The organism is Pseudomonas mandelii (assembly GCF_006438925.1).
GTDB classification, from domain to species: domain Bacteria; phylum Pseudomonadota; class Gammaproteobacteria; order Pseudomonadales; family Pseudomonadaceae; genus Aquipseudomonas; species Aquipseudomonas mandelii_C.
Map to the genome: position 1 here is coordinate 114,053 of NZ_RCZA01000014.1, position 22,388 is coordinate 136,440.

Here is a 22,388-nt window from a genome sequence, read left to right on the forward strand (position 1 = left end):
GTCCTCAATAGGAATAAGTCAGGCGAGCGAACACGCCTTCAGCGCGGTCATCACCCAGCACCTTCACGCGGTACTGCAAAGAAAAGTCCACATAGGAGCGGGGGGCGTTGTACGCATCTTCGCGGAACCAGTATCGGACGTTGTTACCGATACCAACGCCGCCGGCCTTGCCCGAAGATGAGTCCGTGCTGCCGTCGGTGTCCGTCTTGCTGTTCATCTTGGAGTCGTAGTCGAACGCGGCCACGACGTGGGGGAAACTCACCCAGCGCGAGCCTGCGCCGCCGATGGCGTAGCTGCGACCCACCTGCCATTCGCTGTTGAAGTAGTCACGCGAGTCGTTGACGTAATGACCGGCTTCAGCGAACAACTGCGAGGTCCACCAGCTGGAGGCATCCACCCGCAGATCGGTCCCGATGCTTGAGCCGTAGCCCAGACGCACCAGCCAGTCACCGTCGACGTCAGACGATCCCAAGGGGAATGTACGCTCGACGGCGGCCATCACGTTCAGCGAAGTGAAGGGTTTGATCCGGACACCCACGGCGCCTTGCAGCGCATCGAAACCGGTATCCGAATCGCCGTTCTTGCTCCACAGCGTGTCGGTGATGCGTCCGTAGAGTTCGACAAAACGTGCGTTGCGATAGCCCAAGGGACGCCAGGAAAGCTCGGTGCTGTTTTGCAGGCTGTCATTGCTGTTGCTGCCGCTACTCGGGGCTGAGCTCAGGCCACTGCTCGAACTGTTGCCGCGATAACTGGTGGTGCTGGTCAATCCCCAGGTGCGCGACACATCGGCCACCGCGCGACGGGTGTCGAACAGCTGCTGCGGGGACATGTCGAGTTCACCGGCATTTTTTGCGTCGATGACTCGTTTGAAGTAGGTGACGGCTTGCTCGTCGTCATTGACCCGCATGGCGGTGTACGCCGCATCCTGCGTTGCTGTCGGCGTGAGTCGGGTGTCGGCATCGGCCTTGCGGAACGAAGTGTGGGCACCGTCATCGTCGCCGGCCTGGACCGACAAATAAGCGATCTGCAGGTCGCTCATCGATTCCAGCTCGCCCGTGTCCCGCGCTTGTTGCAACCGTTCGCGCGCGGTTCGGCGCTGGCCGATGGCGGCATACAGACTGGCTTCTTCGTAGGCGGGAAGGCTGGCCAGTGCCAGTGCCTGGGTAAAGTCCTTGCGCGCCCCGGCATCGTCACCCGATTGCTGACGCAGACTGCCGCGCTGGGCGAGCAGACGAGCGTCATCGCCCGTGAGCTTGAGACCTTCGCTGGCTGCCGCGATAGCTTCGGGCACACGTTTCTGATCACTCAGGGCGCTGACCAGCAGTCGGCGGTACGCCGGATTCTGTGGTGCGCGGACAATGGCTTGGTTGGCCAGAACCACCGCCGAAGCGGCGTCTTTGCGGGCCAGGGCCGCGTAGGCTTGGCCGGCCATGTCGGTTCCGCCATCACGCTGGTTGCCCGGCCAGATATCACAGACCAGGCCGAAAGCCGTTTCCTGACAGTTCAAGGCCGGTGCAGGGAAGTGGGCAATAACGTTCGCGCCGTTGTTTTTCTGCCGCAACGCCAAGCGGGCGTTGGTGCGTCGGCGGGCCACTTCACCGCCTTCATCGTCGGCCAATGGCTGCAGATGATCGAGCGCTTGCTGAGGCTCGTCATGGGCCAGTGCAGCGTCCGCGGCGAAGAAACGAATGTCACGGGTTTCTGCTTCCAGCAGGCCATCGATGGCCAGGGCGTGGTTCAGGTCAGCCTGGGCAGCCTGAGTTTTACCCTGACGATCACGGGCGTAGCTGCGCAGAATCCACGGAGCGATTTCCCCATCGTCTTGCGCCAAAGCGCCTGACGCGGCCTGTTCGGCCCCTGGATAATCCTTGGCCGCGAGCAGGGCACTGATCAGCAGTTGCTGATTGGCGACGATTTCCGGAGCCCAGGCGACGGCTTTTCTGGCCTGGTCCACGGCCAGGGACACCTGGCCTTGCTCCAGGGCGAGATAACCCTCAACCGCCAGCGGAGCGGCCAATTGACGACGAATCGCTTCGCGACGCATCAGCAAGGTATCGTCGTCCGGGAACACCACAAGCGCCTGGGTGGTGGCTTGATCCGCTTCCTGCAAGTGCTGCTGGCGCTGCAAGGACTCGATCAGCAGCAATCGGTAATCCATGCGTTTGGGCGCTTGGGCGATGGCTTTGCGTGATGCCTGGGCAGCCGTGCCGAAGTCATCGCGATCGTAGGCCTTGAACGCCTGGGCCGCGGCGCCGAAGCCTGGGGCCTGACGCGACTGTGGGTAGCGTTTGGGATGATCACGCAGTTCCTTGTCGCGCTGAGCCAGCACAATCAAGGTGTTCAAACGGGTGATGTCAGCCCGCTGACGCAAGGCTTCGCGGGCCTTGGCGATGGCCAGGTCGTAATCTTTGCGCGCGTAGGCGCTGTAGGCCTCGTTGGCAGTGACATAGGCCGGGCCGGTCAATGGCAGCGGCAACGTCTCGGCAAGAGCAAGCCCAGGTAACAGGCTTAGCCCCGTGGCCATGAGGGTCAGGAAGGGGCGTTTCATGCCGGAAGCTCCGCAGGGTAGTGGCTGTGCTGACGCGCCACGGCCTTTTCGATGGTGGAGCGGGGCAGCACGCCGCTGTCGACCAGATAGTCGCCGATGCGTCCGTGACGCTGCGGGCGGTACTGCAACATGGCGCGATTGAATACGTCGCGATCCAGCAGGCCCGTTTCGATCAACAAGTCACCCAGCAGTGGCGCGCGGGCATCCGGCACGGACTGGCCTTCGCGCACGTTCAGTTGACGTAATTGCGCGACGATTTCGCTTTCCCGGGCAATCAGCTGCACCGGTTCGCTGCCCAGTACCTCGCTGACTTGTTGCAGACCTTCGGCCGGCAACGGGCTGGCCACGGCAAGTTGTACTCGGCCCTCGGCATTCAAGCCAACCGGCACCACGCGCCAGCGCAGCGCGAATTCATCGTCCAGGGTAGGGGTCGACGCCTGTGCCTTGCTGGCCACATCGAACACCCGCGGCAGATCGTTCTGGAAGGCTATGGCTTCCGCCAGTGTCTCGTCGTCCAGCCAGCCATTGCTGAGCAAGATCCGTCCCAATGGCATGTGCCGGGTTTTCTGTTCGTCGAGCGCGCTTTGCAGGTCGGTTTCGTTGATCGCCTGCCAGGACAGCAACACGCTGCCCAACTTGCGCGGTGCGAAGGCAACTAGGTCGGTGGACGGGAAGTCGTGCATGGTCTTGTCCCACACCAGTTTGCGGTTCATTACCTTGCCGACGATGAACATGCGCCAGGCGCGTGATGCAGCCATGAAGTTGACAAAGTTGCCCACCACCATGCGCGGGATGGACAGCAATCCATGCTGCCAACCGTATAAGACGGTGGTGAAATAGCAGCGGTGCGCGATACGCCAGGCCAGCGCGATACCGTTGGCCAGCAGCAGGTATTTGATGAAACCGTTGGTTTCAAACGGCGTCGGGAAGCTCACATCCCACAGGCCACTCTGGCGCAGGATGATCAGGCCCAGCAGCTGCACCAGAATCACGTAGGCGATGATGCTGACGAACGCCGTCACCACGCCCTTGCGGTCACGAAACAGCAGATAACGGTTGGCCAGCGAACCATTCCAGCCCATTTGCTCCCAGCCTTGCAGGCCGATGCCCAGCGTCCAGCGGGCTTTCTGGCGGAATGCGGTACGGAATGTATCGGGAAAGAATTCCCGCACGCACAACGGCATCTTCAGGGTCGATTCGTAAGGTTTGCGAAACCAGGATTTACGCAGCACGCGAAACTGCACCGGGAAGCGCACGAAGATCGCGTTCATGCCGACCTTGGCCAGGCGTGCGCCGACGTCATAGTCCTCGGTGAGGCTGTCCGTGTTGAACGGCTGGTTCTGGGTTTCCCCGGCCAGCACTCGCAGGGCTCGGTGGGAGAAACAGGTGCCAACCCCGGCAGACGGCACCGTGTCGGTCATGCTTTCACGCACGACCAAATCCTTGCCATGCCATTCGGCGAATTCGTCCATGTAGGTGCCCGCCACCCATTCGTACCAGTTGCGTTCCAGCGAAACCACGGGCAGCTGAATCATGTCCTTGCGCGGCAGCAAGTAATTGAACAGCCGCAATTCCAGCGGGTGCAGTACGTCCTCGCTGTCGTGCAATACGACGCCGGCGAAGGTCATGCCGTGGGTTTTCTCGTGCAGGAAGATCGCCTGGATCACCCAGTTCAGGCAGTCGGCCTTGCAGGTTGGCCCGGCATGCGGGACTTCCACGCGATGCAGCTGCTTGTAGCGCCGACGCATGCGTTCCACTTCATCGATGGTGCGCTGGTCATTGATGTAGGTGCCGACGAAGACGACATAGTTCTGGTAATCCAGGGTCGACACCATGTTCTCGATCATCGGTGCGATGACGTCATATTCCAGCCAGGCCGGGACCATGATCGCCAACGGCTGTTCATCCCGGGCCATCAGTTGCTCGGCGGTCAGCGGCCTATATTTGCGACCCACGGTGAACTTGCGAAACAGGCGGCGAGACCAGTACCACAGGTCAATGAACAAATCGTCCAGGCTGGAGATCAGGATCAGCACCGCGATCACGATGGTCGAGATTTCCAGGAAACTGTAGTAGTGGGCCAGCCAATAGGGCCAATAAAGCGACGTCATCGGAAGGTTCCGTTACTGGCGATTGCGACGGGCGTTACGGCCGGCCAGCAACAGGATGAGGACCAACAGAATGCCACCCGGAATCAGCCACAACAGCGACGGTGAGCGCCAGGCGTCCAGGCCCTTGGGTTCTTCGTTGTCGATCAGTTGGCTGCCACTTGGGTCCTGAGTGTCGAAGGTGGTCAGTGCACCGTTGTCACCGAGGATGGCCACGTCGCCGCGGGTCAGCAGAATCTGCCTAGCAAAGCGGGGCGCGTCATTGCCCAGGGCGCGATAGACCAGACCGTGCTGGCCGCCGGCATCCACCACTTGCAACGAGGCCAGGTGGTTGAGGGGATGCACGTCCAGCAGCACCTGATCCTTGTGATTGATGCGCAGGCGACCCTGCTCATCGACCTGCACCGACTCTTTGCTGTCCTTGATCGGCAGCTCGAAGGCGAGGAAGGCTTTGTCCGGTGCGACCAAGGCTTTCGGGTCGGCACTGACGTTCAGTTGCGCCCGCAGCGGCGAAACACCGGCGGCGTCAGCCACCGAAATCACGTGTGGCAAGCTGCTCGCTGGATGCTCGAGGTAGGCCTGTGGCACGAGGATTTGCGCGTCCATGGCAAAGCGCGCGGCCATGCCGGAGAAGTCATCACCCAGGGCAGTTTTATCCAGCACGATGTGGCTGGTCGGCAGCACCGAGACCGGGAAGGCCTGTGGCGTTTCCAGGCAACGATCACTGACCGGCTGACGCTGGAACGACACGCGCAAAACGTTCTTCGAACCCAGGGCGTAACGCGGGATATGGGCTTCGATGCGTTGCTGTTCACCGTTGGCCACGAGCTGTTGCGCGCCAATCAGGTAATCGTTGAGAAACAGCGAGGCCACCGGCGCGGTGTCCGATGCACCGGGTGCGGCAGACACATCGACTACCGCCTTCACCGGCAGACGACCGTCGTAAGCCACGCTGCCTAGAGGGAACGAAGTGCTCCAGTCGGATTTGGCCAGCACGTCAATGGCGCCGGGGTTACCACCCAGGCGCGACAAGGCCACACGACCGTCGGCGCTCAAGGGCATTTGTGCTTCGCTGACGGTCAATTGGCGGCTGCGTGCCAGTGCGTTCCAGGCCGTGCTGAACAGGGCCAGCGCCTTACCGGTTGCTTGCGGCGCGATCATCAGCACCGGGCGGGTGCCCAGCAATGCCAGGCGCACGTTGTCAGTGCCGGTGGCGGCCAGACCTGCATTGATATGCCGCTCACGCCATTGCGTGAAGGCGTTGGCGGCTGTGGGGTCGAGGCCTTGAACCTGGCTCTGCAACGCGTCCAGCGATTCGTTGACGGCTTTGAGCAGTTGCGGGTCGTTGATTGCCAGATCCGCCTGGACGTTCGGGGTCTGGCCCAACATCAACACCGCACCGATTTGCGCCGGGTTGGCCAGAACGTGCGGGCCTTTGCCATTGAGGCTGGCGAACGCTGGAATAGCCAGCAGTTCGGCCGGGATGCGCAGGCTGGTCAGGTCGACTGTGTCCTGTACGGCGGGGAAGGGCAGAACGCGGCTGTGCTTGCCAATCCGCTTCAGTGCGACACCAAGACGCCAGGCCGCATCGTAGCTGTCGGCTGACAAGGTGCCCGGCGCGACCATGATTCCCGGCTTGCCGGGCAATGCCGTCCAGGCGGCGCCGACGTCCTGTAACTGGCTGGCGTCGTAGCTGTAATTGAGGCGGGTGTCCGGTTCGATACGCAATACATTGCCGATCGCGCGTTCGTCTTCGCACAGCACACGGGACACGATTGACGACCAGGCAACTCCGAGGCGCAACGAGCCGTTTTCGCGTGCTTTCTTATCCACGCCGAGCGTGACGCTGGCGTCACCCTGGGGTTCGCTGAGCCCTTGCGCGCGCACCGGATAACCGTCCAGCGACAACAGCAGCGTGTTGCGACCGCCTTCGCCATTGAGGTAGCTGGCGTCGAAATTCAGTGTGGCATCCGTCAGCGGCACACCCGCCGGCACGGGCAGATACAGCTCGCGTCGGGCGTCGGTGGAGCCGAGGATGATCGGTGCATCGATCCCCAGATCGCTCAAGCGGATCTCACGCTCTTGTCGCGTGTCGGCGTTGAGTCGGTTGATCGCCTGGGTGAGCGGGCTGTCCGCGGCCAGGGCGAAAGTCGGCATGAGCGCGAGCAGGCTCACGCCACAGGCAAGGGCGCTGAGCGTGCCCGTATGGATGGCAACGGAAGACTTCATTCAGGTAGATCTCGAGCTGATAAGGGGAGGAGCGGTTTGGTTTATAAAGATGTGAAAGCCGGGAGACTTTTCTCGGGTACAGCTAGCCCTGACGGGTGGTGCTGGAACTTGGGCAATCGCACCCCAGTTACGACGAAATCATCGACCGGGCGCCCCATCAGGGCATCGACGATGCGCGCACTGGCCTTGCCATCGCCGTAGGGGTTGGCCGCCTGGGAGCATCGGTGCCACAGCAGGTCGTCATCGAACAGTGCGTTGACGCCAGCGATGATCGAGTCCGGCGAGGTGCCGACCAGCCGAACGGTGCCCGCGGCGACAGCTTCGGGGCGCTCAGTCACATCGCGCATGACCAGCACCGGTTTGCCCAGCGACGGCGCTTCTTCCTGCACGCCACCGGAGTCGGTGAGGATCACATGCGCACGTTGCATCAGGCGCACGAAGGCCAGGTAGTCCAGCGGCTTGATCAAGTGCACGTTGGGCAGATCGCCCAGCTGCTCGGTGACCGGGCCCATGACATTGGGGTTCAAGTGCACCGGATAGACGATCTGGATATCCGTGCGCCGGGCCAGATGGCTCAGGGCCTTGCAGATATCCAGGAAGCCTTCGCCGAAGTTTTCCCGGCGATGCCCGGTCACCAGCAGAACCTTGCGGCCGGCTTGCAGGAACGAGAACTGTTGGTCCAGGCTTGCCCGCAGGTCAGCGTCTTGCTCAATGCGCCGCGCCGTCATCTGCAAAGCGTCAATCACCGTATTGCCGGTCACGAAGGCGCGACCTTGAAGGCGTTCGTCGAGCAGGTTTTGACGCGATTCGTGGGTCGGCGCAAACAACATGTCCGCACTGAGGTCGATGCAGCGGCGGTTCATTTCTTCCGGCCACGGGCTGTAGATATCGCCGGTTCGCAGTCCAGCTTCGACGTGACCGACCGGGATGCGTCGATGGAACGCAGCCATTGAGGCAACCATGGCCGAAGTGGTGTCGCCGTGTACCAGCACCCGGTCCGGGCGGGTCATTTCCAGCACGGGGTCAATCGCCCCGTAAAGCGCCGCGGTCAACGAGTTGAGCGACTGGTGCGGCGTCATCACATCGAGGGTGTAATCGGCCTTGAGGTCGAACAGATCCAGTACCTGCTTAAGCATGCTTTGATGTTGGCCGGTGATGCATATCTGCGAATGAATGCCTGGTTCCGCAGCGAGGGCTTTGACTAAAGGCGCCATCTTGATGGCTTCTGGGCGGGTACCGAAGATCGAAAGGATTTTAATCCTTGAATGATGGCGAGCGATGATGTCTTCCTTGCGCAGTTTTAGTGCGCAGCACAACAACGACCCAAGTTTTATTGAACTTGAGCGCGCCATCGTTATTTGAATTGAGTAAAGACCGGGACAATCAGCGTGAGATCTGATGTTCACTTCATGTGAGGTGGTGCGCTGCCCAAGAACCCGGAACCGGCCGGATTATTAGCATTGATAGCGAATATTTCAAAGCGTTATATGTGTAATTCGTTTTAATGATTAGCAGTTGAAACTTTTATGTTTGTGGTCGGTCTTGTTTAGTTTTTCATGATTTTAAGAAGGTTTTTCCTATTATTACTATGCATTTAACTCATTGTTTTTTATGACTATTATTTTTTTTATCCCCGTTCGTCAGCTTTAATGAATTATTCATTCGTTATAACGGTCGCGATCAACGCGCTTGCGGTCTGGATTTCTAGCGTGAGGGTTATGATAGTCACTGAACTGACGCCTGTATATTGTCATGATGCAATAAGTGTTATTTCGGACTAATAAATGAATTTCCCCTCTGTCTTCAATTATTGATAAGCCCTCCGCCTATATTGGTCAGGCAGATAACTCGAAGAAGGGGATCTTTGAGTCACCCATAACAGTGAAGCAACATTCCATCTTCCACCGTTATAAATCGCTTGATCGGTGATTGTTCAGGGCTTTCGTGCGAGGGAGAACCATGCCATCGGCACGCCTCCAGGCATTTTGTACCGGGATTGCGCATGTGGCGCCGCGGCGAGGATGCCGGTTACCTCGGCGCAAGGGTAGATTGGGTATTCCCAACCACCGGAGGATGCGCAAGCAAGTCTGGTCCTGCTCTGGGGTGGGGAAGGGCAATAAAAGCATCTCAGCCTGCCGGCAGGCAGCATATGGAGCTGCTAGTGTTAAGTCCGCATGCCGTCAAAGTCTCTGCAGTCGGGTAGGTGTGAGCCGCAGTTTTGTACGTGACCAAGCCCTGCACCTGCCGCTGTTGGTCGTTGGCAGCGGTGTAATCCAAGATCTTCCTGATCCATCGAATGGCACTTAATCGAGGAAAAAATCATGGCGAAGGTACTGGTTCTCTATTACTCAATGTACGGTCACCTCGAAACGATGGCTGGCGCAGTGGCCGAAGGCGCACGATCCGTCCCCGGCACCGACGTGACGCTCAAGCGTGTCGCCGAAACCATCCCGGCCGAACAGGCAGCAGCCATTGGCGTCAAACTTGACCAGAAGGCTCCGGTGGCGACACCTGACGAGCTGGGCAATTACGATGCCATCATCTTTGGTACACCGACGCGCTTTGGCAATATGGCGGGACAGATGCGCACGTTTCTCGACCAGACCGGCGGACTGTGGATGAGCGGCGCGCTGGTCGGGAAAATCGGCAGTGTCTTTGCGTCGACCGGCACCCAGCACGGTGGTCAGGAAACCACTATTACGTCGTTCCACAGCACACTCCTGCATCAGGGGATGGTCATCGTGGGTGTGCCTTACACCTGCGCAGGGCTGACCAACATGAGCGAGATCACCGGCGGTACGCCCTATGGCGCGACCACCCTGGCAGGCGCCGACGGTAAACGGCAACCGTCACAAAATGAACTGGATATTGCGCGTTTCCAAGGCAAACACGTCGCTGAGCTTGCAAAAAAGATCGCGGGTTAACGCAGCACGAAAATGGGCACATGCTGCAGGACAGAGGTCGAGCTTCGCAGGCCTGTGTAACGCCGGGGCGGAGTTCACCACCGCGCTGCCAATGCTCGCGGTTGGCTTGGCGATTTCATTGAAGAAGACGTAAGCGTCTCTGGATTCAGAGGAGCGACGCTCTAACGAGGTCGCTCCTAATCCCGTCAGTCAAACTGACTCATTCGCCTTTTGCCTGATTGGGAAGGTTCGGTGGAGCAATCAGCCAGATACATCTGATATCCCCCGAGAATCGACTTAGGTCCCAGAAGGTGCGAGTGGTATGGGACTACTTTCTTGATGTGATTGGCACTCCGCCATACTGGAATGACTTGGGCGATGTTCAGCAATAGCTGCAAATCAGGTTAGAGTGTTCATCAATGTCTGTTCACAAGGGCCCTCCACTCGATTCGCGTAGTCGCGCCAAGCGGTTCCAGCGAACGAACCGGGTAAAAAAACCGTATATCAATCGTTAGTTGAAGAATGAATCGTCCGCTGTTTGTTTCTCTAGATGGGCCCAAAGGAACCGGCAAAACCACACTGTTGGAGGCCGTTACGAAAGTACTGAGGGCCGACAACAAAAAGGTGATCCGACTTTGCGAGAAAAAAAGCGATCCCTATAGGGGTGAAACAATGACCCTCGTGAACAAACTCGTCAGAAATCCCACCCGGGATTTGGAGTTCGGGGTTTGTGAGCGCTTTGCTGATAGTCGTGCCTGGATTTCCCAGCACGTGCTGGCTAAACAGCCACCAGGCAGCATCATCTTGATCGATCGCTGGTACCCGTCTGATGCCGCGTTTCGCCGGCTAATCCCGTTTGCAGAGATTCTACAGTTAAACATTGATCGAAACGTGCGAGTGCCGGACCTGCATGTCGGGGTTGTCACCACCCCTGATATTTCATGGGCGAGGGCTGCGGCACGACGGCGTGGGCTGAGCAGTACTGTGATCCATAAGCTGGAAGAACATGTCGCTTGTACCAAGACGTTCGAGCGAGCGATTGCAGATCACGGCTGGGTTTTATGCCGGAATGAAGGAACGATCGAAGACGCAACGATGCAGGTGATTTCGGAGATCTATAGAGTCCTTCGATGCCCCATAGGCGAAGTTCACCGCGCCGGTCTTGATGCGGTTGAGATAGCCGTAGATATGGATCGTTAGCAAGATCGAAGGGGGGATTTGTCGCCGCAACGGTAGCCGGTTGACGCTTTGATCTGGGTGCCTGTCATCGAACTCTGAGCCGAAGCCGCCTACATGATCAGACGGTTCGAGCGGGTTGCTGGAGATAGGCCAAGAGGGCAACGCGTCTGCCTGGCGCAGACTGAGAAGTTACTGGGACTGAGGGAATGCCTCAATCAGAAAACAGCTCAAACATCAGTTGGCGAAGCCAACGATTGGCCGGATCCTTGTTATAGCGTGCATGCCAGAACAGGTTTATTTCGATGTTTGGCAGCTCCACCGGCGTCGGTAGCACCGCAAGCCCAAAGGGTTGTTCGCAACTGCTGGCAAATCGTTCAGGCACTGTCGCCATCAAGTCGGTGCGTTGAAGGATGTGGCCTACTGCGACGAAGTGGGGAACCTCCAGGCGTATGTTTCGCTCGATGCCGGCCCGTGCCAGAAAGGTATCGACTTCGCCGTGCCCCGTGTTCGCCGCTACGACGCGAACGTGGTCATAACTGCAAAAACGCTCAAGCGTTAACGGTTCCCTGGTAGCGGGGTGGTCCTTGCGGCATATGCAGACATAGCGATGGTGAAACAGGCGCTGCTGAAAAAATCCGGCTTGCAGGTGCGGCAGTAATCCAACGGCGAGGTCGATCGCACCGTTCTGCAATCCTTCGGCCAAGGTATCGGAGGTGTTGCGCAGCGTGCTGATCGAGCAGCCCGGAGCGCGTTCAGCCAGCGCGTCCATCAGCCGCGGCATGAAGTAGATTTCACCAATATCGGTCATCGCCATCGTAAACCTGCGATTGCAGTTGAGCGGGTCGAACGTGTCCTGTCGGCTCAGCGCATCGCGTAAGGTCTGAATGGCCAGTGCAACCGGTTCAGCCAACTGCCGGGCATAGGGCGTGGGCTCCATTCCTTGATAAGTGCGAACGAACAGCTCGTCGTTCAACGTGACACGCAATCGCTTCAGCGCATTGCTGACAGCGGGCTGGGTCAGGTCGAGATTATCCGCCGCCGTCGATACCCGGCGGTCAATCAGTAGTTGGTTAAATACCAGAAGCAGATTGAGATCAAGTTCACGTAATTCCATAACGCCTCGTGCAGATTTCGCGCTCATGCGGGCGATAGAGTGTTGCCCGTTGTTGGATCTGCACCGCTCTGAAATCGCCGCTGCAAGAGCCAAAGCCTAACAAGTGCCAGACCGCCGCGTCCATCGTGAGATCGAAGGGATCTTTTGCCTCCCTTCGATCTTTATTCACCTTCGAAATACTGCCTATTCACCTGGCTGCATTTATCACGGTCGATCGTTTGCCCATGATCGAGTCCATGTCCAGTGCTGAACGCTCTGCGTAACACCATTGGGCACCGCGCAATTTCCGGAGGCGTCAGATCCTCCGGCTCTATAACAATGACAAGAAGAGCGATGCCATGCGTACGATTGATGTATCAGCCCTGATTGACGGGGCACGTTTCAATTCCTTCCATGCGCGCGTGCTGTTCTGGTGCGCGCTCATCATCATTTTCGACGGCTATGATCTGGTCATCTATGGGGTCGTGTTGCCTTCACTGATGTCCGAGTGGGGCCTCAGTTCGTTACAGGCGGGTGCGTTAGGTAGCTGTGCGCTGGTGGGCATGATGTTGGGTGCTCTGTTTTTCGGTTCACTGTCGGATCGTATAGGCCGACGAAAAACCATCATGATGTGTGTCGCCATCTTCAGCGCAGTCACAGCGATCAACGGCCTGGCACGGAGCCCCGAGGCTTTCGCCTTATGCCGATTCATCGCCGGTCTTGGGATCGGGGGTGTAATGCCCAACGTTGTGGCGTTGATGAACGAGTACGCGCCAAAGAAATCCCGTAGCACTTTGGTCGCGATCATGTTCAGTGGCTACTCGTTAGGGGGAATGCTATCGGCGAGCCTGGGCATGGTGCTGATCCCTCAATGGGGATGGCAAGCGGTGTTTTATGTAGCGTTGATTCCGCTGTTGGCCCTGCCATTTCTGATACGACAATTGCCAGAGTCGATGGATTTTCTTTTGCGTACCGGGCAGACCCTCAAGGCCCAAAATCTATTGGCACTAGCCGCGCCGACCTATGAGCCAAACGCAAATGACCAGTTGAACCAGATGGTCGCCAAAGGTACGACTGTGTCGATTGCGCAGCTGTTCGAGGATGGGCGCAAGTTGAACACCTTCATGCTGTGGCTGGCGTTTTTCTGTTGCTTGCTGATGGTTTATGCACTGAGCTCCTGGCTGCCAAAACTCATGACTGCCGCAGGCTATGGATTGAACTCCAGCCTGGCGTTTCTGCTGGCGCTAAACGTCGGCGCGATTATTGGCGCGGTGGCCGGAGGATGGCTGGGGGATCGAATTGGAATCGCAAAAGTCTTGTTCGGGTTTTTCAGTTGCGGAGCGTTAGCCCTGAGCCTGTTAGCGCTCAAGGCGCCGTTACCGGTTCTTTATCTGCTCATCGCCATCGCGGGGGCGTGCACCATTGGTACGCAGATCCTGGCCAACGCCTGCACGGTGCAGTATTACCCCGCACACATACGCTCTACAGGGCTGGGTTGGGCGATGGGCGTCGGGCGCACCGGAGCCATCATCGGTCCTTTGCTGGGCGGCGCACTGCACGCTTCGTCATTGCCGCTGCAGGCGAGCTTTCTCATCTTCGCAGTACCAGGACTGATAGGGGCCGTCGCTATTCTGGTGTTTCTGATTCAGAACGCTTCAAGTCGCCAGACCGCTTCATCCAGGCAAACCGTGTCGCAGTAACGATGGCCGAAACAGGCGAGCTCAAGTAGGGCTCGTCTGAACAATGACTGTTCGTGGGCAAGAGTAATATTCATATCCATGATGGAATGTATGGGAGTTGCGGTATTTATCAATAGCGCTCGGATGGCGATGATTTGGTTACTCCAATAACAATCAGACTCATGGGTAACTTGCTATGCGTAGTTCTCAATCCAAATTGCACATCGGTATTGTTGGCGGTGGTATTGCCGGCGTGGCTCTGGCCCTTGACCTGTGCCGTCATTCCCACCTGAGTGTGCAGCTGTTCGAATCGGCACCAGCCTTTGGCGAGGTCGGAGCAGGTGTCTCCTTCGGCGCCAATGCCGTTCGAGCCATCGCGGGTCTGGGTATTGCCGAACCCTACCGCAAGATAGCCGACCAGACGCAGGACCCCTGGCAGGACATCTGGTTCGAATGGCGTCGTGGTGAAGATGCCGGTTATCTGGGCGCAAGCCTGGCCGAAGGGGTAGGGCAGTCATCGGTACATCGTGCTGACTTCCTCGATGCGCTGGCCAGCCAGTTGCCCGAAGGGATCGCCCAGTTCGGCAAGCGTGCCGTCAGCGTGGAACAGGATGCCGAACAGGCTCGCGTACTGTTCACCGATGGCACTGAGCATCGCTGCGATTTGCTGATCGCCGCGGACGGTATCAAGTCATCGATTCGTGATCATGTTCTCAACGGCCTTGGCCAACCACTTGTGGCGCCGCGTTTCAGTGGTACCTGCGCCTACCGCGGGATGATCGACAGCCAACAGTTGCGTGCGGCGTACCGGGCTCGGGGTGTCGATGAGCACTTGATCGATGTCCCGCAGATGTACCTGGGGCTTGATGCACATATCCTCACGTTCCCCGTCAAACAAGGCCGGCTTATCAACGTTGTGGCCTTCATTTCCGATCGCAGCCGCCCTGATCCAATCTGGCCGAGCGATTCTCCGTGGGTGCGCAATGCCAGCCAGGAAGAAATGCTCTCTGCCTTCAATCATTGGGGAGATGCTGCACGGGTGTTGCTCGAATGCATTCCGGCACCCACCCTTTGGGCTCTTCATGAACTCGAAGAGTTGCCAGGCTACGTACACGGTCGCGTGGGGCTGATCGGCGATGCTGCGCATGCAATGTTGCCGCACCAGGGCGCTGGCGCAGGTCAGGGGTTGGAAGATGCCTGGCTTCTGGCGCGATTGCTGGCCGATCCTCAGGTCCTGACCAGCCAGCCACAAGAGGTGCTCGCGGCTTACGACGCAATCCGTCGTCCACGTGCCTGTCGTGTACAGCGCACATCCTGGGAAGCCGGGGAGCTTTATGAATTGCGTGATCCAGCCGTCGCCGATGACGAACAACTGCTGAGCAAAACCCTCGCCGAGCGTTTCGACTGGCTGTGGAATCACGATATGCAGTCCGACCTTAAAGAGGCTCGTGCCCAGTTGGGTTGGCGAGCATCTGCCTAACGACTTGAACCGACATACACGGAGGGAGCATCCAGCGGCTCTCTTCGCAGCCAACGCCCGCGAGCGTTGCAGTCTGCCTGACAAGCCGACGTTTTCTCGACTTCGACGAGCTCCTTGCACCTCGGGAGCCCCATTAGAGATTGAAGATGTGGTGCTCGAGGCTCCACGGCCAACCGAGGTGCGCGTCCGTGTGGTCGCCACGGGCGTTTGCCCTACTGACATTGTGGTGCGAGATCAGCTAAGCAATCGCCAGCGAAGACAGGACTTGCCTGGCGATCGCTGGCAGCATTCGCTTACACGAACTGCAGAACGTCGTTAACGGCTTTACGAGGCTTTTGTGGCCAGTTGGCCGAGCCAGGATAGCCAACGGTGATCAACATCACCGGGATCTCCGTCGCGGAAAGACCGAACGCTTGCGCCACTGCCGACGGGTCGAACCCGATCATGGGTGTCGAAACAAGGCCTTGCCCTTTGGCGGCGAGCATCAGCGTCATGGCGGCCAGCGAGCCTGACCGGATCGCTTCGTCGCGTTGTAGCTGCGGGTTGTCCTGGTACATGCCTTGAGCGGCGCCAACCCACATGTCGTAGATCGCCTGATCAATGATCCCCGCATCCAGTGTCGGTTTCAGAGCTGATGGCAGGGTTTTATGGGGATTGAGGGTGCCACAGACAATAAAGGTCACGGCGGCATCCATGACTTTCTGTTGTCCGTAGGCCAGTGGCAGCAACCGCGCCTTTGCTTCGCTGCTGCGAACTGCCAGGAACTTCCAGTTTTGCAGGTTGAAGGCGGAGGGGGCGTGCGTAGCCAGATCGATCAGGTCGGTAACCTGTTGATCCGTCAGCTCGCGCTCAGTGTCATAACTGTTGGCGGAAATTCGGGACTTAATAACTTCAGCAATACCAGACATAGTGATCTCTGTGCAGGGAAGGGGATACGCGCAGAACGGTTGTCGTCGTCGGCCTGCGCGGCCAATGAACTTAGCGACTGAAGCCGTCGAAAGGGGTCATGTAGACCGCGCCGAACGGGTCCAGGCGTTTGCGGACTTGCGCATCCGGTGTGCCGTAGACAACCAGACTGGAAACGGTGCACAGCTCAAGGAAACGTTTGCCGAACGGTGCGAAGGTGGTGTCTACGTGACTGACGACGGCATCGGCGTTATAGCGTTCAAGGATGTGAACGGTGCTGTTGTCTTCGTTGACGCTGTATTCGTAAACCAGCGTGTCTGGCTCGGTGCGGGTGGCTGCCACGATGTTCGAGATCAGCGCCTTGAACTCTGGAAACGCTTCGGGTTTTACAGCGAGGGAGAACAGGCAGGAAATATGTGGGTGCATGAGTAGCCCTTGCGTCAGAGGCTTCATAAAAAGCCTGTTGAGGATGCATCGCTGGCCCAGCCGATGCATTCGATGCTGATGGGGTCAGGGTTTCTCGGGCGCGTCCCCGAACAATTTGCCGGCGCCAGCCCAATCCGAAGCCGCGACGTCCTCGAAAATGACGTAGACGTAATTGGCATCTGTACCGGTGTGTTTAACGATGCTTTCGGTGATGTCGGCGGCAACAGCGGCTTTTTGTGCATGTTCTTTACCTTCGAACCAGCTCACACGTACGACGGGCATGATGGTGTCCTTTTGGGCATTGATGATCGAGATAGAGGTGCGCGACGTGCGATCACGATCTGCACCGTTGCATTGCTGGAGCCCATCTTACTGTTGAGTATTCTGGCGATAAATGACCTAAAACTATAATCTGGGTAGATCAAAACTCTACAATTATCGAGCCGGCATGGTACCTATCGATTCGTTTCAAGGCGTTATCACGTTCGTCGTGGCGGCGCGCTCGACCAGCTTCACCCAGGCTGCCGAGCGCCTCGGGGTGTCCAAATCCGCCGTGGGAAAAGCCATTGCGCGCCTGGAAGAACGCCTGGGCACACAGTTGTTTCATCGCACGACGCGTCGCATTTCCCTAACCGCGGATGGTGAGGCGTATTTTGTGGCGTGCTCTAGCGCCCTTGAAGAAATTGGTGCCGCAGAGAGCGGGTTGGGGCCCGGTGGTGGTGAGCCCTCCGGACGCCTGCGAGTCGACATTCCTGTGGCATTCGGGCGTCGGGTCGTGGCCCCATTGCTGTTTGAGATCGCCAACAAATACCCGGCATTGCAATTGAACCTGACGTTCTCCGACCACCTGGTTGATCCCTTCGAGGAGGGCATCGATTTATTGGTCCGCTTCGGAGAATTGCAAGACACCAGCGGTCTGGTGGCGCGGCGGCTGACTCGACAACGCTGGGCCATTTGTGCCGCCCCCGACTACCTGACGCGTTTTGGAGTTCCGCAGACCCTGGAAGATTTGAGCCATCACCGTTGCATTGTCGGGCATCGACGCGGCCAGCCGTTGTCATGGCGGGTCATGCAGGCGGGGGAGACCGTTCGATATGCGCCACCCACGACCCATCAGATTGGCGACGGTGAAGCCATGATTCTCGCGGCAGTCGCCGGCACGGGTTTGTGCCAGATGCCACGCAGCCTGTTCCAGGACGATATCGAAGCGGGCAGGCTGGTGGAGGTTCTGCAAGGGTATGAACCCGAACCTGTCGATGTGCATGCTGTATGGCCAAAGGTGTCTCACCTGCGGCCGAAGGTCAGGTATGTGGTCGATGAACTGGTCAAGCTATGTGCGCATTGGCAGTGATTCAGTCCGACAAGTGAAGAGGCTGAGCGTCAGGCGCCCGCACCGCAGGCCTCACTTAAAGGTTTTCTGCTTCATGGAAATGCAGCTGATTTTTGCCCACATTGGCATTGCCGCACCCAGTCGGGTGATCGAAACGGCCGACTTGGCAATCCTGCGCAGTGTGTTACTTCGCTCGGACATGCTTGCCGCTGTCTCCAGTTGGAGTACGAAATGGTGAGCGGTGATCTTGTTCAACTGCCGCTTTCTCTTCGCCGTACAACGTGGCCAATTGGATTTATCTCAAGGTCAGGAGTGCTTCAATCGCCTGTTGCGCAAGCATTGATGGACAAGATTCGCGAGGTGGTAGGGGAGACAACGGTGAGAATTACCGAGTCGAATTGACTCAGGTTGGTTTTGCGGCGTGCCACACCATTCGTCAGCAAGATGCCCTGACCCTTCTTGACAGCCCGATCGTCTGGGGAAATACTCGCCCCCATATTCATATATATGACTAGATAACAAGGTGAATAAAGTCGATGAATTCTCTGTCCAGTGATATCCGCCTGCCGCTTTATCAACGCTTGCGTGACCAGTTGGCTGAACAGATCGCCAACAATCGCTGGCGCCCTGGAGAGGCCATTCCCACCGAAGCCGCGCTTTCAGCGGAATACCAACTGTCCACTGGCACCGTTCGCAAAGCAGTCGACGCGTTGGTCAGTGAGGGCATTCTGGAACGTCAGCAAGGCCGAGGTACGTTCATTCGCCGTCCTCAGTTTCAATCTTCGCTGTTCCGTTTCTTCCGTTTTCAAACTGCTGCCGGCGAACGCCAGGTACCCGAGAGTCGCATCCTGTCGATCGAACCGGTGGCGGCGCCATCGGCAGTAGCCCAAGCGCTGGGATTGTCACCCGATGCACCGGTGATTCGCATTGTTCGTGTACGTCTGCTCGATGTTCAGCCAGTGCTCGCCGAAGAAATCTGGTTGCCCCGCAACCGCTTCCAGCCGCTGCTGGAGATCGACCTGAGTCGCAAAGGGCCACTGTTGTATCCGATCTATGAAGAGGTCTGCGGTCAGGTCGTCGCCTCGGCCGAAGAAACGCTGACCGCTGAATCGGTGAATGACGTGCACGCACGATTGCTGCAAGTCCCGATCAACAGCCCGGTGGTGGTGATCGAGAGGCTGGCGCGTGATTACGCCGGAACGCCGCTGGAATGGCGTCGTTCTCGCGGGCATGCCGAGCACTTCCGTTACAGCGTGGATATTCGCTAACCCGTGCCTGGGTAGCGGATCACTCAGCGACGACTCGGTCGTTGCTGATCTCATTGTTTTGATTGCCATGACTGGCCCCGTAGCGGCGCGGTTCGCTCTCGGCTGCCTCACGTTCCACCTATAAGGATAAGAATCATGTTTAGCTGGTATCGCCAAGTCACTCCTCGGGAGCGAAAAACGTTTTGGGCCTGCTTCGGCGGATGGTCGCTGGACGCACTGGAAGTACAAATGTTCGGTCTGGCGATTCCGGCTTTGATCGCTGCCTTCGCGCTGACCAAAGGCGACGCGGGGCTCATCAGCGGCGTCACCCTGGTTACTTCAGCCATTGGTGGCTGGGTAGGGGGGACGTTGTCCGACCGTTACGGCCGGGTGCGAACGCTGCAGTGGATGATTTTGTGGTTCTCCTTTTTTACCTTTCTCTCTGCGTTTGTAACCGGCTTTAACCAGCTCTTGATCGTCAAGGCGCTGCAGGGTTTTGGTATCGGCGGCGAGTGGGCAGCAGGTGCAGTATTGATGGCCGAAACCATCAATCCGCAGTATCGCGGCAAAGTGATGGGCACTGTCCAAAGCGCCTGGGCCGTGGGTTGGGGGCTGGCGGTGGGGGTGTTTACGCTGATTTACTCCTTTGTACCGCAGGACATGGCTTGGCGTGTGATGTTCCTGGTCGGGCTGCTACCGTCGTTCCTGATCATCTGGGTGCGGCGCAATGTCGAGGAGCCCGACAGTTTCCAGCGCCTGCAAAAAGAAAACGCCATCCCGCAAAGTTTCTTTAAATCCCTGTCTGGCATTTTCCGCCCCGAACTGATCCGCGTGACGTTGTTCGGTGGACTGTTGGGCCTGGGGGCGCACGGTGGTTATCACGCGGTGATGACGTGGCTGCCGACGTTCCTCAAGACCGAGCGTAACCTGTCGGTACTGAACTCGGGCGGCTACCTGGCGGTGATCATCTTCGCCTTCTGGTGTGGGTGTGTGGTCAGCGGATTTCTGATCGATCGCATTGGCCGTCGTAAAAACATCGTGCTGTTCGCGCTGGCCTGTGTCGTCACCGTGCAGTGCTATGTGTTCCTGCCGCTGACCAATACCCAGATGCTGTTCCTGGGATTTCCCCTCGGCTTCTTTGCTGCCGGTATTCCGGCGAGCCTCGGGGCACTGTTCAACGAGCTGTATCCTGCGGATGTACGCGGTGCCGGTGTCGGTTTCTGCTACAACTTTGGGCGGGTGCTCTCTGCGGTGTTCCCGTTCCTGGTCGGACACATGAGCGACTCCATGTCCTTGGGTTCGGCGATTGGCATCGACGCCGGAATTGCCTATGGCGTAGCGGTGATCGCGGCACTTTGCTTGCCTGAAACCCGTGGGCGCAGCCTCGAAGCCACGAACCCATTGGTACCTGTCACCGTCAACGGTGACCAGAACGTCCGCGCCTGATGATCATTACCTTAAATAGATAAAATTCATGTCTGATACCTGTTTAGTGCCGATCACTGGAATCGACTCCCATGCGCATGTGTTCAGCCGCGAGCTGAATCTGACCGCTGCTCGGAGATATACCCCTGGCTACGACGCCACGCTTGCGCAGTATCTGACGCACTTGCACGCCCATGGCCTGAGTCATGGCGTGTTAGTGCAGCCAAGCTTTCTCGGTACCGACAATAGCTACCTGCTGACGGCTTTGCGCCAAGCGCCTGAGCGATTGCGAGGGGTCGTGGTGGTGGAGCAAGACGTCAGTCGCGTCGTGTTGAATGACATGGCTCGACTTGGCGTGGTCGGCGTTCGCTTGAACCTGATGGGCAAAGCCTTGCCTGACTTTCGCGACGCTGCCTGGAAAGACTTCTTCGGCCACATCGCTGAACTGGACTGGCATGTCGAGTTGCACCGACAGCTGGAGGACGTACCGGGATTGATTCGTCAATTGATGCCGTTCGGCATCAAACTCGTGATTGATCACTTCGGTCGTCCCGATGCGCGTTTGGGCATTGATCAACTCGGCTTTCCCGAGATGCTTGAGCTGGGACTCACCGGGCAGATCTGGATGAAAGTCTCAGGCATCTATCGCCTGGCAGGCACGCCACAACAGAACCTCGAATTTGCCCGGACTGCATTGCCGTTGCTGGAGCAGAGCTTCGGCCTTCGCCGGTTGGTATGGGGCAGCGATTGGCCCCATACCCAGCATGAAGGAAGCATTGGTTTCGGAACGGTGGTGGAGCAGCTTCAAGCGCTGGAGTGTTCGACTCAGCTTATGCGGGCGTTGCTAGTAGACGCGCCTCAAGCGTTATTGGGGTTCGCTTTTGGCCGCTAACCGGCAAGGGTTGTAACTTCAGGTGTTGCGCAGTATCAGGTTTGAGACACGCGAGCTGATGTGCGTGTGCGTATGGTTGCAAAGTTGCTTCTAGGCGATTGGCAACTAGAGGCAAAATCCGGTTTCAGTTACCAGCAACATAAATGTCCAATTTCACATATCTCCGGCCGTTCCCTAACCCCTTGAAATCCCAAAACTAAAAATTTAGCTTTCACTAAACTCCGGCAATTTGAACCAAAAAAACGGTGATAAGTGAAACGTAGTCTATATAAATCAATAGGTTACATATCTCCGGTAATTTGGACAAGCGGTCTGCATTACTGACCACCTACGTCTATTCTTTCCTCCGATTGCATTCCGACCATACCGGTCGCTACCTTGGAGTCGAGCCATGACCTACGTAGGGGCTTTCGCCAATTCGGACATCCATCCAGATCTACTGATCATCACAAGCATCCATAAGCCGCCTCGCGAGGCAGTTCGCCTCTGCAGGCTTTCGGATGGTCTCCGGCTTACGCTGCCCCCTTCGCGCGTGAGTGTCATTCCTGACGGCACCGGCGCGTTTGAAGAGCACATGGCTGTTGAAATAAAAAAAGCCCGGAAGCTCTCCAGCTCTATATTTGCTCCAGATTCGCCTCAGAGCGAGGGCGGTTCTATGGATGAGTACCTCGAAATCACGTCCCTGGCTGAAGCCAGCTATCGGCTACCTGCCATCACTACGTACGTCATCCAACAGGAATATAAGAGGTTTTCCCATCCTAAATATTCCGTCACCGATTGCTGGAGACATGTCTGCCTAAGGTGCGACCTATTTGGCCTCAAGCGACCGTCGCTCGGTTTTGTGCGATCACGATTGGGGGTCTACAGCGGTCATCTCTTCCGCGCTGAACTGGAGCAACGGCTGCAAGGCGATAAATACCGCATTAAACTTAAGCAACGGTAG

19 protein-coding genes are annotated in these 22,388 nt (G+C 57.9%); 11 read left to right on the forward strand and 8 right to left on the reverse strand.

Annotated elements, in window-relative coordinates; all coding sequences use genetic code 11:
• Positions 1-4 precede the first annotated feature (4 nt).
• The 4 genes from EAH74_RS28045 to wecB are packed head-to-tail and all read right to left on the reverse strand — an operon-like array spanning position 5 to position 8,165.
• On the reverse strand, positions 5-2,548 hold the full coding sequence (locus tag EAH74_RS28045; RefSeq protein WP_140682974.1) for a bacteriophage N4 adsorption protein A: 2,544 nt from the start codon (positions 2,546-2,548) through the stop codon (positions 5-7).
• Positions 2,545-4,659: a glycosyl transferase family protein gene (locus tag EAH74_RS28050; RefSeq protein ID WP_140682977.1), complete on the reverse strand. Its 2,115-nt coding sequence runs from the start codon at positions 4,657-4,659 to the stop codon at positions 2,545-2,547. The genes EAH74_RS28045 and EAH74_RS28050 overlap by 4 nt, the downstream gene beginning before the upstream one ends.
• Before the next feature lie 12 nt (positions 4,660-4,671).
• Positions 4,672-6,885 carry a hypothetical protein gene (locus tag EAH74_RS28055; protein ID WP_140682980.1) on the reverse strand — a complete coding sequence of 738 codons (2,214 nt, stop codon included), beginning with the start codon at positions 6,883-6,885 and terminating at the stop codon, positions 4,672-4,674.
• 41 nt (positions 6,886-6,926) lie between these two features.
• Positions 6,927-8,165: a non-hydrolyzing UDP-N-acetylglucosamine 2-epimerase gene (gene wecB / locus EAH74_RS28060; protein WP_140683066.1), complete on the reverse strand. Its 1,239-nt coding sequence runs from the start codon at positions 8,163-8,165 to the stop codon at positions 6,927-6,929.
• Between the two features lie 1,041 nt (positions 8,166-9,206).
• Between wecB and wrbA the strand changes: the two genes are divergently transcribed.
• From wrbA to EAH74_RS28075, 3 genes are all read left to right on the forward strand, one after another.
• Complete coding sequence (wrbA, locus tag EAH74_RS28065; protein WP_008155417.1) at positions 9,207-9,809, forward strand: NAD(P)H:quinone oxidoreductase; 603 nt, start codon at positions 9,207-9,209, stop codon at positions 9,807-9,809.
• A gap of 398 nt (positions 9,810-10,207) precedes the next feature.
• The gene (locus EAH74_RS34010; protein ID WP_430539802.1) at positions 10,208-10,303 is read left to right on the forward strand and encodes a hypothetical protein; all 96 of its coding nucleotides are present in this window, start codon (positions 10,208-10,210) and stop codon (positions 10,301-10,303) included.
• 7 nt (positions 10,304-10,310) lie between these two features.
• Positions 10,311-10,988: a dTMP kinase gene (locus EAH74_RS28075; protein ID WP_140682983.1), complete on the forward strand. Its 678-nt coding sequence runs from the start codon at positions 10,311-10,313 to the stop codon at positions 10,986-10,988.
• 190 nt (positions 10,989-11,178) lie between these two features.
• On the opposite strand, the gene EAH74_RS28080 is transcribed toward EAH74_RS28075, so the two are convergent.
• Entirely contained in the window at positions 11,179-12,081 is a 903-nt protein-coding gene (locus tag EAH74_RS28080) for a LysR family transcriptional regulator (protein ID WP_123364014.1), read from the reverse strand.
• A 338-nt stretch (positions 12,082-12,419) separates the two neighbouring features.
• Between EAH74_RS28080 and EAH74_RS28085 the strand changes: the two genes are divergently transcribed.
• Complete coding sequence (locus EAH74_RS28085) at positions 12,420-13,760, forward strand: MFS transporter (protein ID WP_140682986.1); 1,341 nt, start codon at positions 12,420-12,422, stop codon at positions 13,758-13,760.
• A 175-nt stretch (positions 13,761-13,935) separates the two neighbouring features.
• On the forward strand, positions 13,936-15,219 hold the full coding sequence (gene salA, locus EAH74_RS28090; RefSeq protein WP_140682989.1) for a salicylate 1-monooxygenase: 1,284 nt from the start codon (positions 13,936-13,938) through the stop codon (positions 15,217-15,219).
• A gap of 293 nt (positions 15,220-15,512) precedes the next feature.
• On the opposite strand, the gene EAH74_RS28100 is transcribed toward salA, so the two are convergent.
• The 3 genes from EAH74_RS28100 to EAH74_RS28110 form a co-directional block, all read right to left on the reverse strand.
• Positions 15,513-16,127 (reverse strand): nitroreductase family protein, encoded by a 615-nt coding sequence (locus tag EAH74_RS28100; protein ID WP_140682992.1) that lies wholly within the window; start codon positions 16,125-16,127, stop codon positions 15,513-15,515.
• Between the two features lie 70 nt (positions 16,128-16,197).
• Positions 16,198-16,551: a putative quinol monooxygenase gene (locus EAH74_RS28105; RefSeq protein ID WP_170206642.1), complete on the reverse strand. Its 354-nt coding sequence runs from the start codon at positions 16,549-16,551 to the stop codon at positions 16,198-16,200.
• An 84-nt stretch (positions 16,552-16,635) separates the two neighbouring features.
• Entirely contained in the window at positions 16,636-16,833 is a 198-nt protein-coding gene (locus tag EAH74_RS28110; protein ID WP_140682998.1) for a tautomerase family protein, read from the reverse strand.
• 166 nt (positions 16,834-16,999) lie between these two features.
• On the opposite strand from EAH74_RS28110, the gene EAH74_RS28115 reads away from it, so the two are divergent.
• From EAH74_RS28115 to EAH74_RS28140, 6 genes are all read left to right on the forward strand, one after another.
• Entirely contained in the window at positions 17,000-17,902 is a 903-nt protein-coding gene (locus EAH74_RS28115; RefSeq protein ID WP_140683001.1) for a LysR family transcriptional regulator, read from the forward strand.
• A gap of 73 nt (positions 17,903-17,975) precedes the next feature.
• Entirely contained in the window at positions 17,976-18,119 is a 144-nt protein-coding gene (locus tag EAH74_RS33705; RefSeq protein WP_193560152.1) for a hypothetical protein, read from the forward strand.
• A gap of 298 nt (positions 18,120-18,417) precedes the next feature.
• On the forward strand, positions 18,418-19,149 hold the full coding sequence (locus EAH74_RS28125) for a GntR family transcriptional regulator (protein ID WP_140683004.1): 732 nt from the start codon (positions 18,418-18,420) through the stop codon (positions 19,147-19,149).
• A 135-nt stretch (positions 19,150-19,284) separates the two neighbouring features.
• Complete coding sequence (locus EAH74_RS28130) at positions 19,285-20,574, forward strand: MFS transporter (RefSeq protein ID WP_140683007.1); 1,290 nt, start codon at positions 19,285-19,287, stop codon at positions 20,572-20,574.
• Between the two features lie 28 nt (positions 20,575-20,602).
• Entirely contained in the window at positions 20,603-21,445 is an 843-nt protein-coding gene (locus EAH74_RS28135) for an amidohydrolase family protein (RefSeq protein WP_140683010.1), read from the forward strand.
• A 391-nt stretch (positions 21,446-21,836) separates the two neighbouring features.
• Entirely contained in the window at positions 21,837-22,388 is a 552-nt protein-coding gene (locus tag EAH74_RS28140; protein ID WP_140683013.1) for a hypothetical protein, read from the forward strand.

Bases quoted from the DNA above. Each gene is read 5' to 3' on its own strand.
- EAH74_RS33705 (WP_193560152.1), top strand. From the start codon at position 17,976: ATGGAAATGCAGCTGATTTTTGCCCACATTGGCATTGCCGCACCCAGT.
- EAH74_RS28100 (WP_140682992.1), bottom strand. From the start codon at position 16,127: ATGTCTGGTATTGCTGAAGTTATTAAGTCCCGAATTTCCGCCAACAGT.
- EAH74_RS28045 (WP_140682974.1), bottom strand. From the start codon at position 2,548: ATGAAACGCCCCTTCCTGACCCTCATGGCCACGGGGCTAAGCCTGTTA.
- EAH74_RS28105 (WP_170206642.1), bottom strand. From the start codon at position 16,551: ATGCACCCACATATTTCCTGCCTGTTCTCCCTCGCTGTAAAACCCGAA.
- EAH74_RS28115 (WP_140683001.1), top strand. From the start codon at position 17,000: ATGGTACCTATCGATTCGTTTCAAGGCGTTATCACGTTCGTCGTGGCG.
- EAH74_RS28110 (WP_140682998.1), bottom strand. From the start codon at position 16,833: ATGCCCGTCGTACGTGTGAGCTGGTTCGAAGGTAAAGAACATGCACAA.
- EAH74_RS28080 (WP_123364014.1), bottom strand. From the start codon at position 12,081: ATGGAATTACGTGAACTTGATCTCAATCTGCTTCTGGTATTTAACCAA.
- EAH74_RS28130 (WP_140683007.1), top strand. From the start codon at position 19,285: ATGTTTAGCTGGTATCGCCAAGTCACTCCTCGGGAGCGAAAAACGTTT.
- EAH74_RS28135 (WP_140683010.1), top strand. From the start codon at position 20,603: ATGTCTGATACCTGTTTAGTGCCGATCACTGGAATCGACTCCCATGCG.
- EAH74_RS28085 (WP_140682986.1), top strand. From the start codon at position 12,420: ATGCGTACGATTGATGTATCAGCCCTGATTGACGGGGCACGTTTCAAT.
- EAH74_RS28055 (WP_140682980.1), bottom strand. From the start codon at position 6,885: ATGAAGTCTTCCGTTGCCATCCATACGGGCACGCTCAGCGCCCTTGCC.
- EAH74_RS34010 (WP_430539802.1), top strand. From the start codon at position 10,208: ATGTCTGTTCACAAGGGCCCTCCACTCGATTCGCGTAGTCGCGCCAAG.
- wrbA (WP_008155417.1), top strand. From the start codon at position 9,207: ATGGCGAAGGTACTGGTTCTCTATTACTCAATGTACGGTCACCTCGAA.
- EAH74_RS28050 (WP_140682977.1), bottom strand. From the start codon at position 4,659: ATGACGTCGCTTTATTGGCCCTATTGGCTGGCCCACTACTACAGTTTC.
- EAH74_RS28125 (WP_140683004.1), top strand. From the start codon at position 18,418: ATGAATTCTCTGTCCAGTGATATCCGCCTGCCGCTTTATCAACGCTTG.
- EAH74_RS28140 (WP_140683013.1), top strand. From the start codon at position 21,837: ATGACCTACGTAGGGGCTTTCGCCAATTCGGACATCCATCCAGATCTA.
- salA (WP_140682989.1), top strand. From the start codon at position 13,936: ATGCGTAGTTCTCAATCCAAATTGCACATCGGTATTGTTGGCGGTGGT.
- EAH74_RS28075 (WP_140682983.1), top strand. From the start codon at position 10,311: ATGAATCGTCCGCTGTTTGTTTCTCTAGATGGGCCCAAAGGAACCGGC.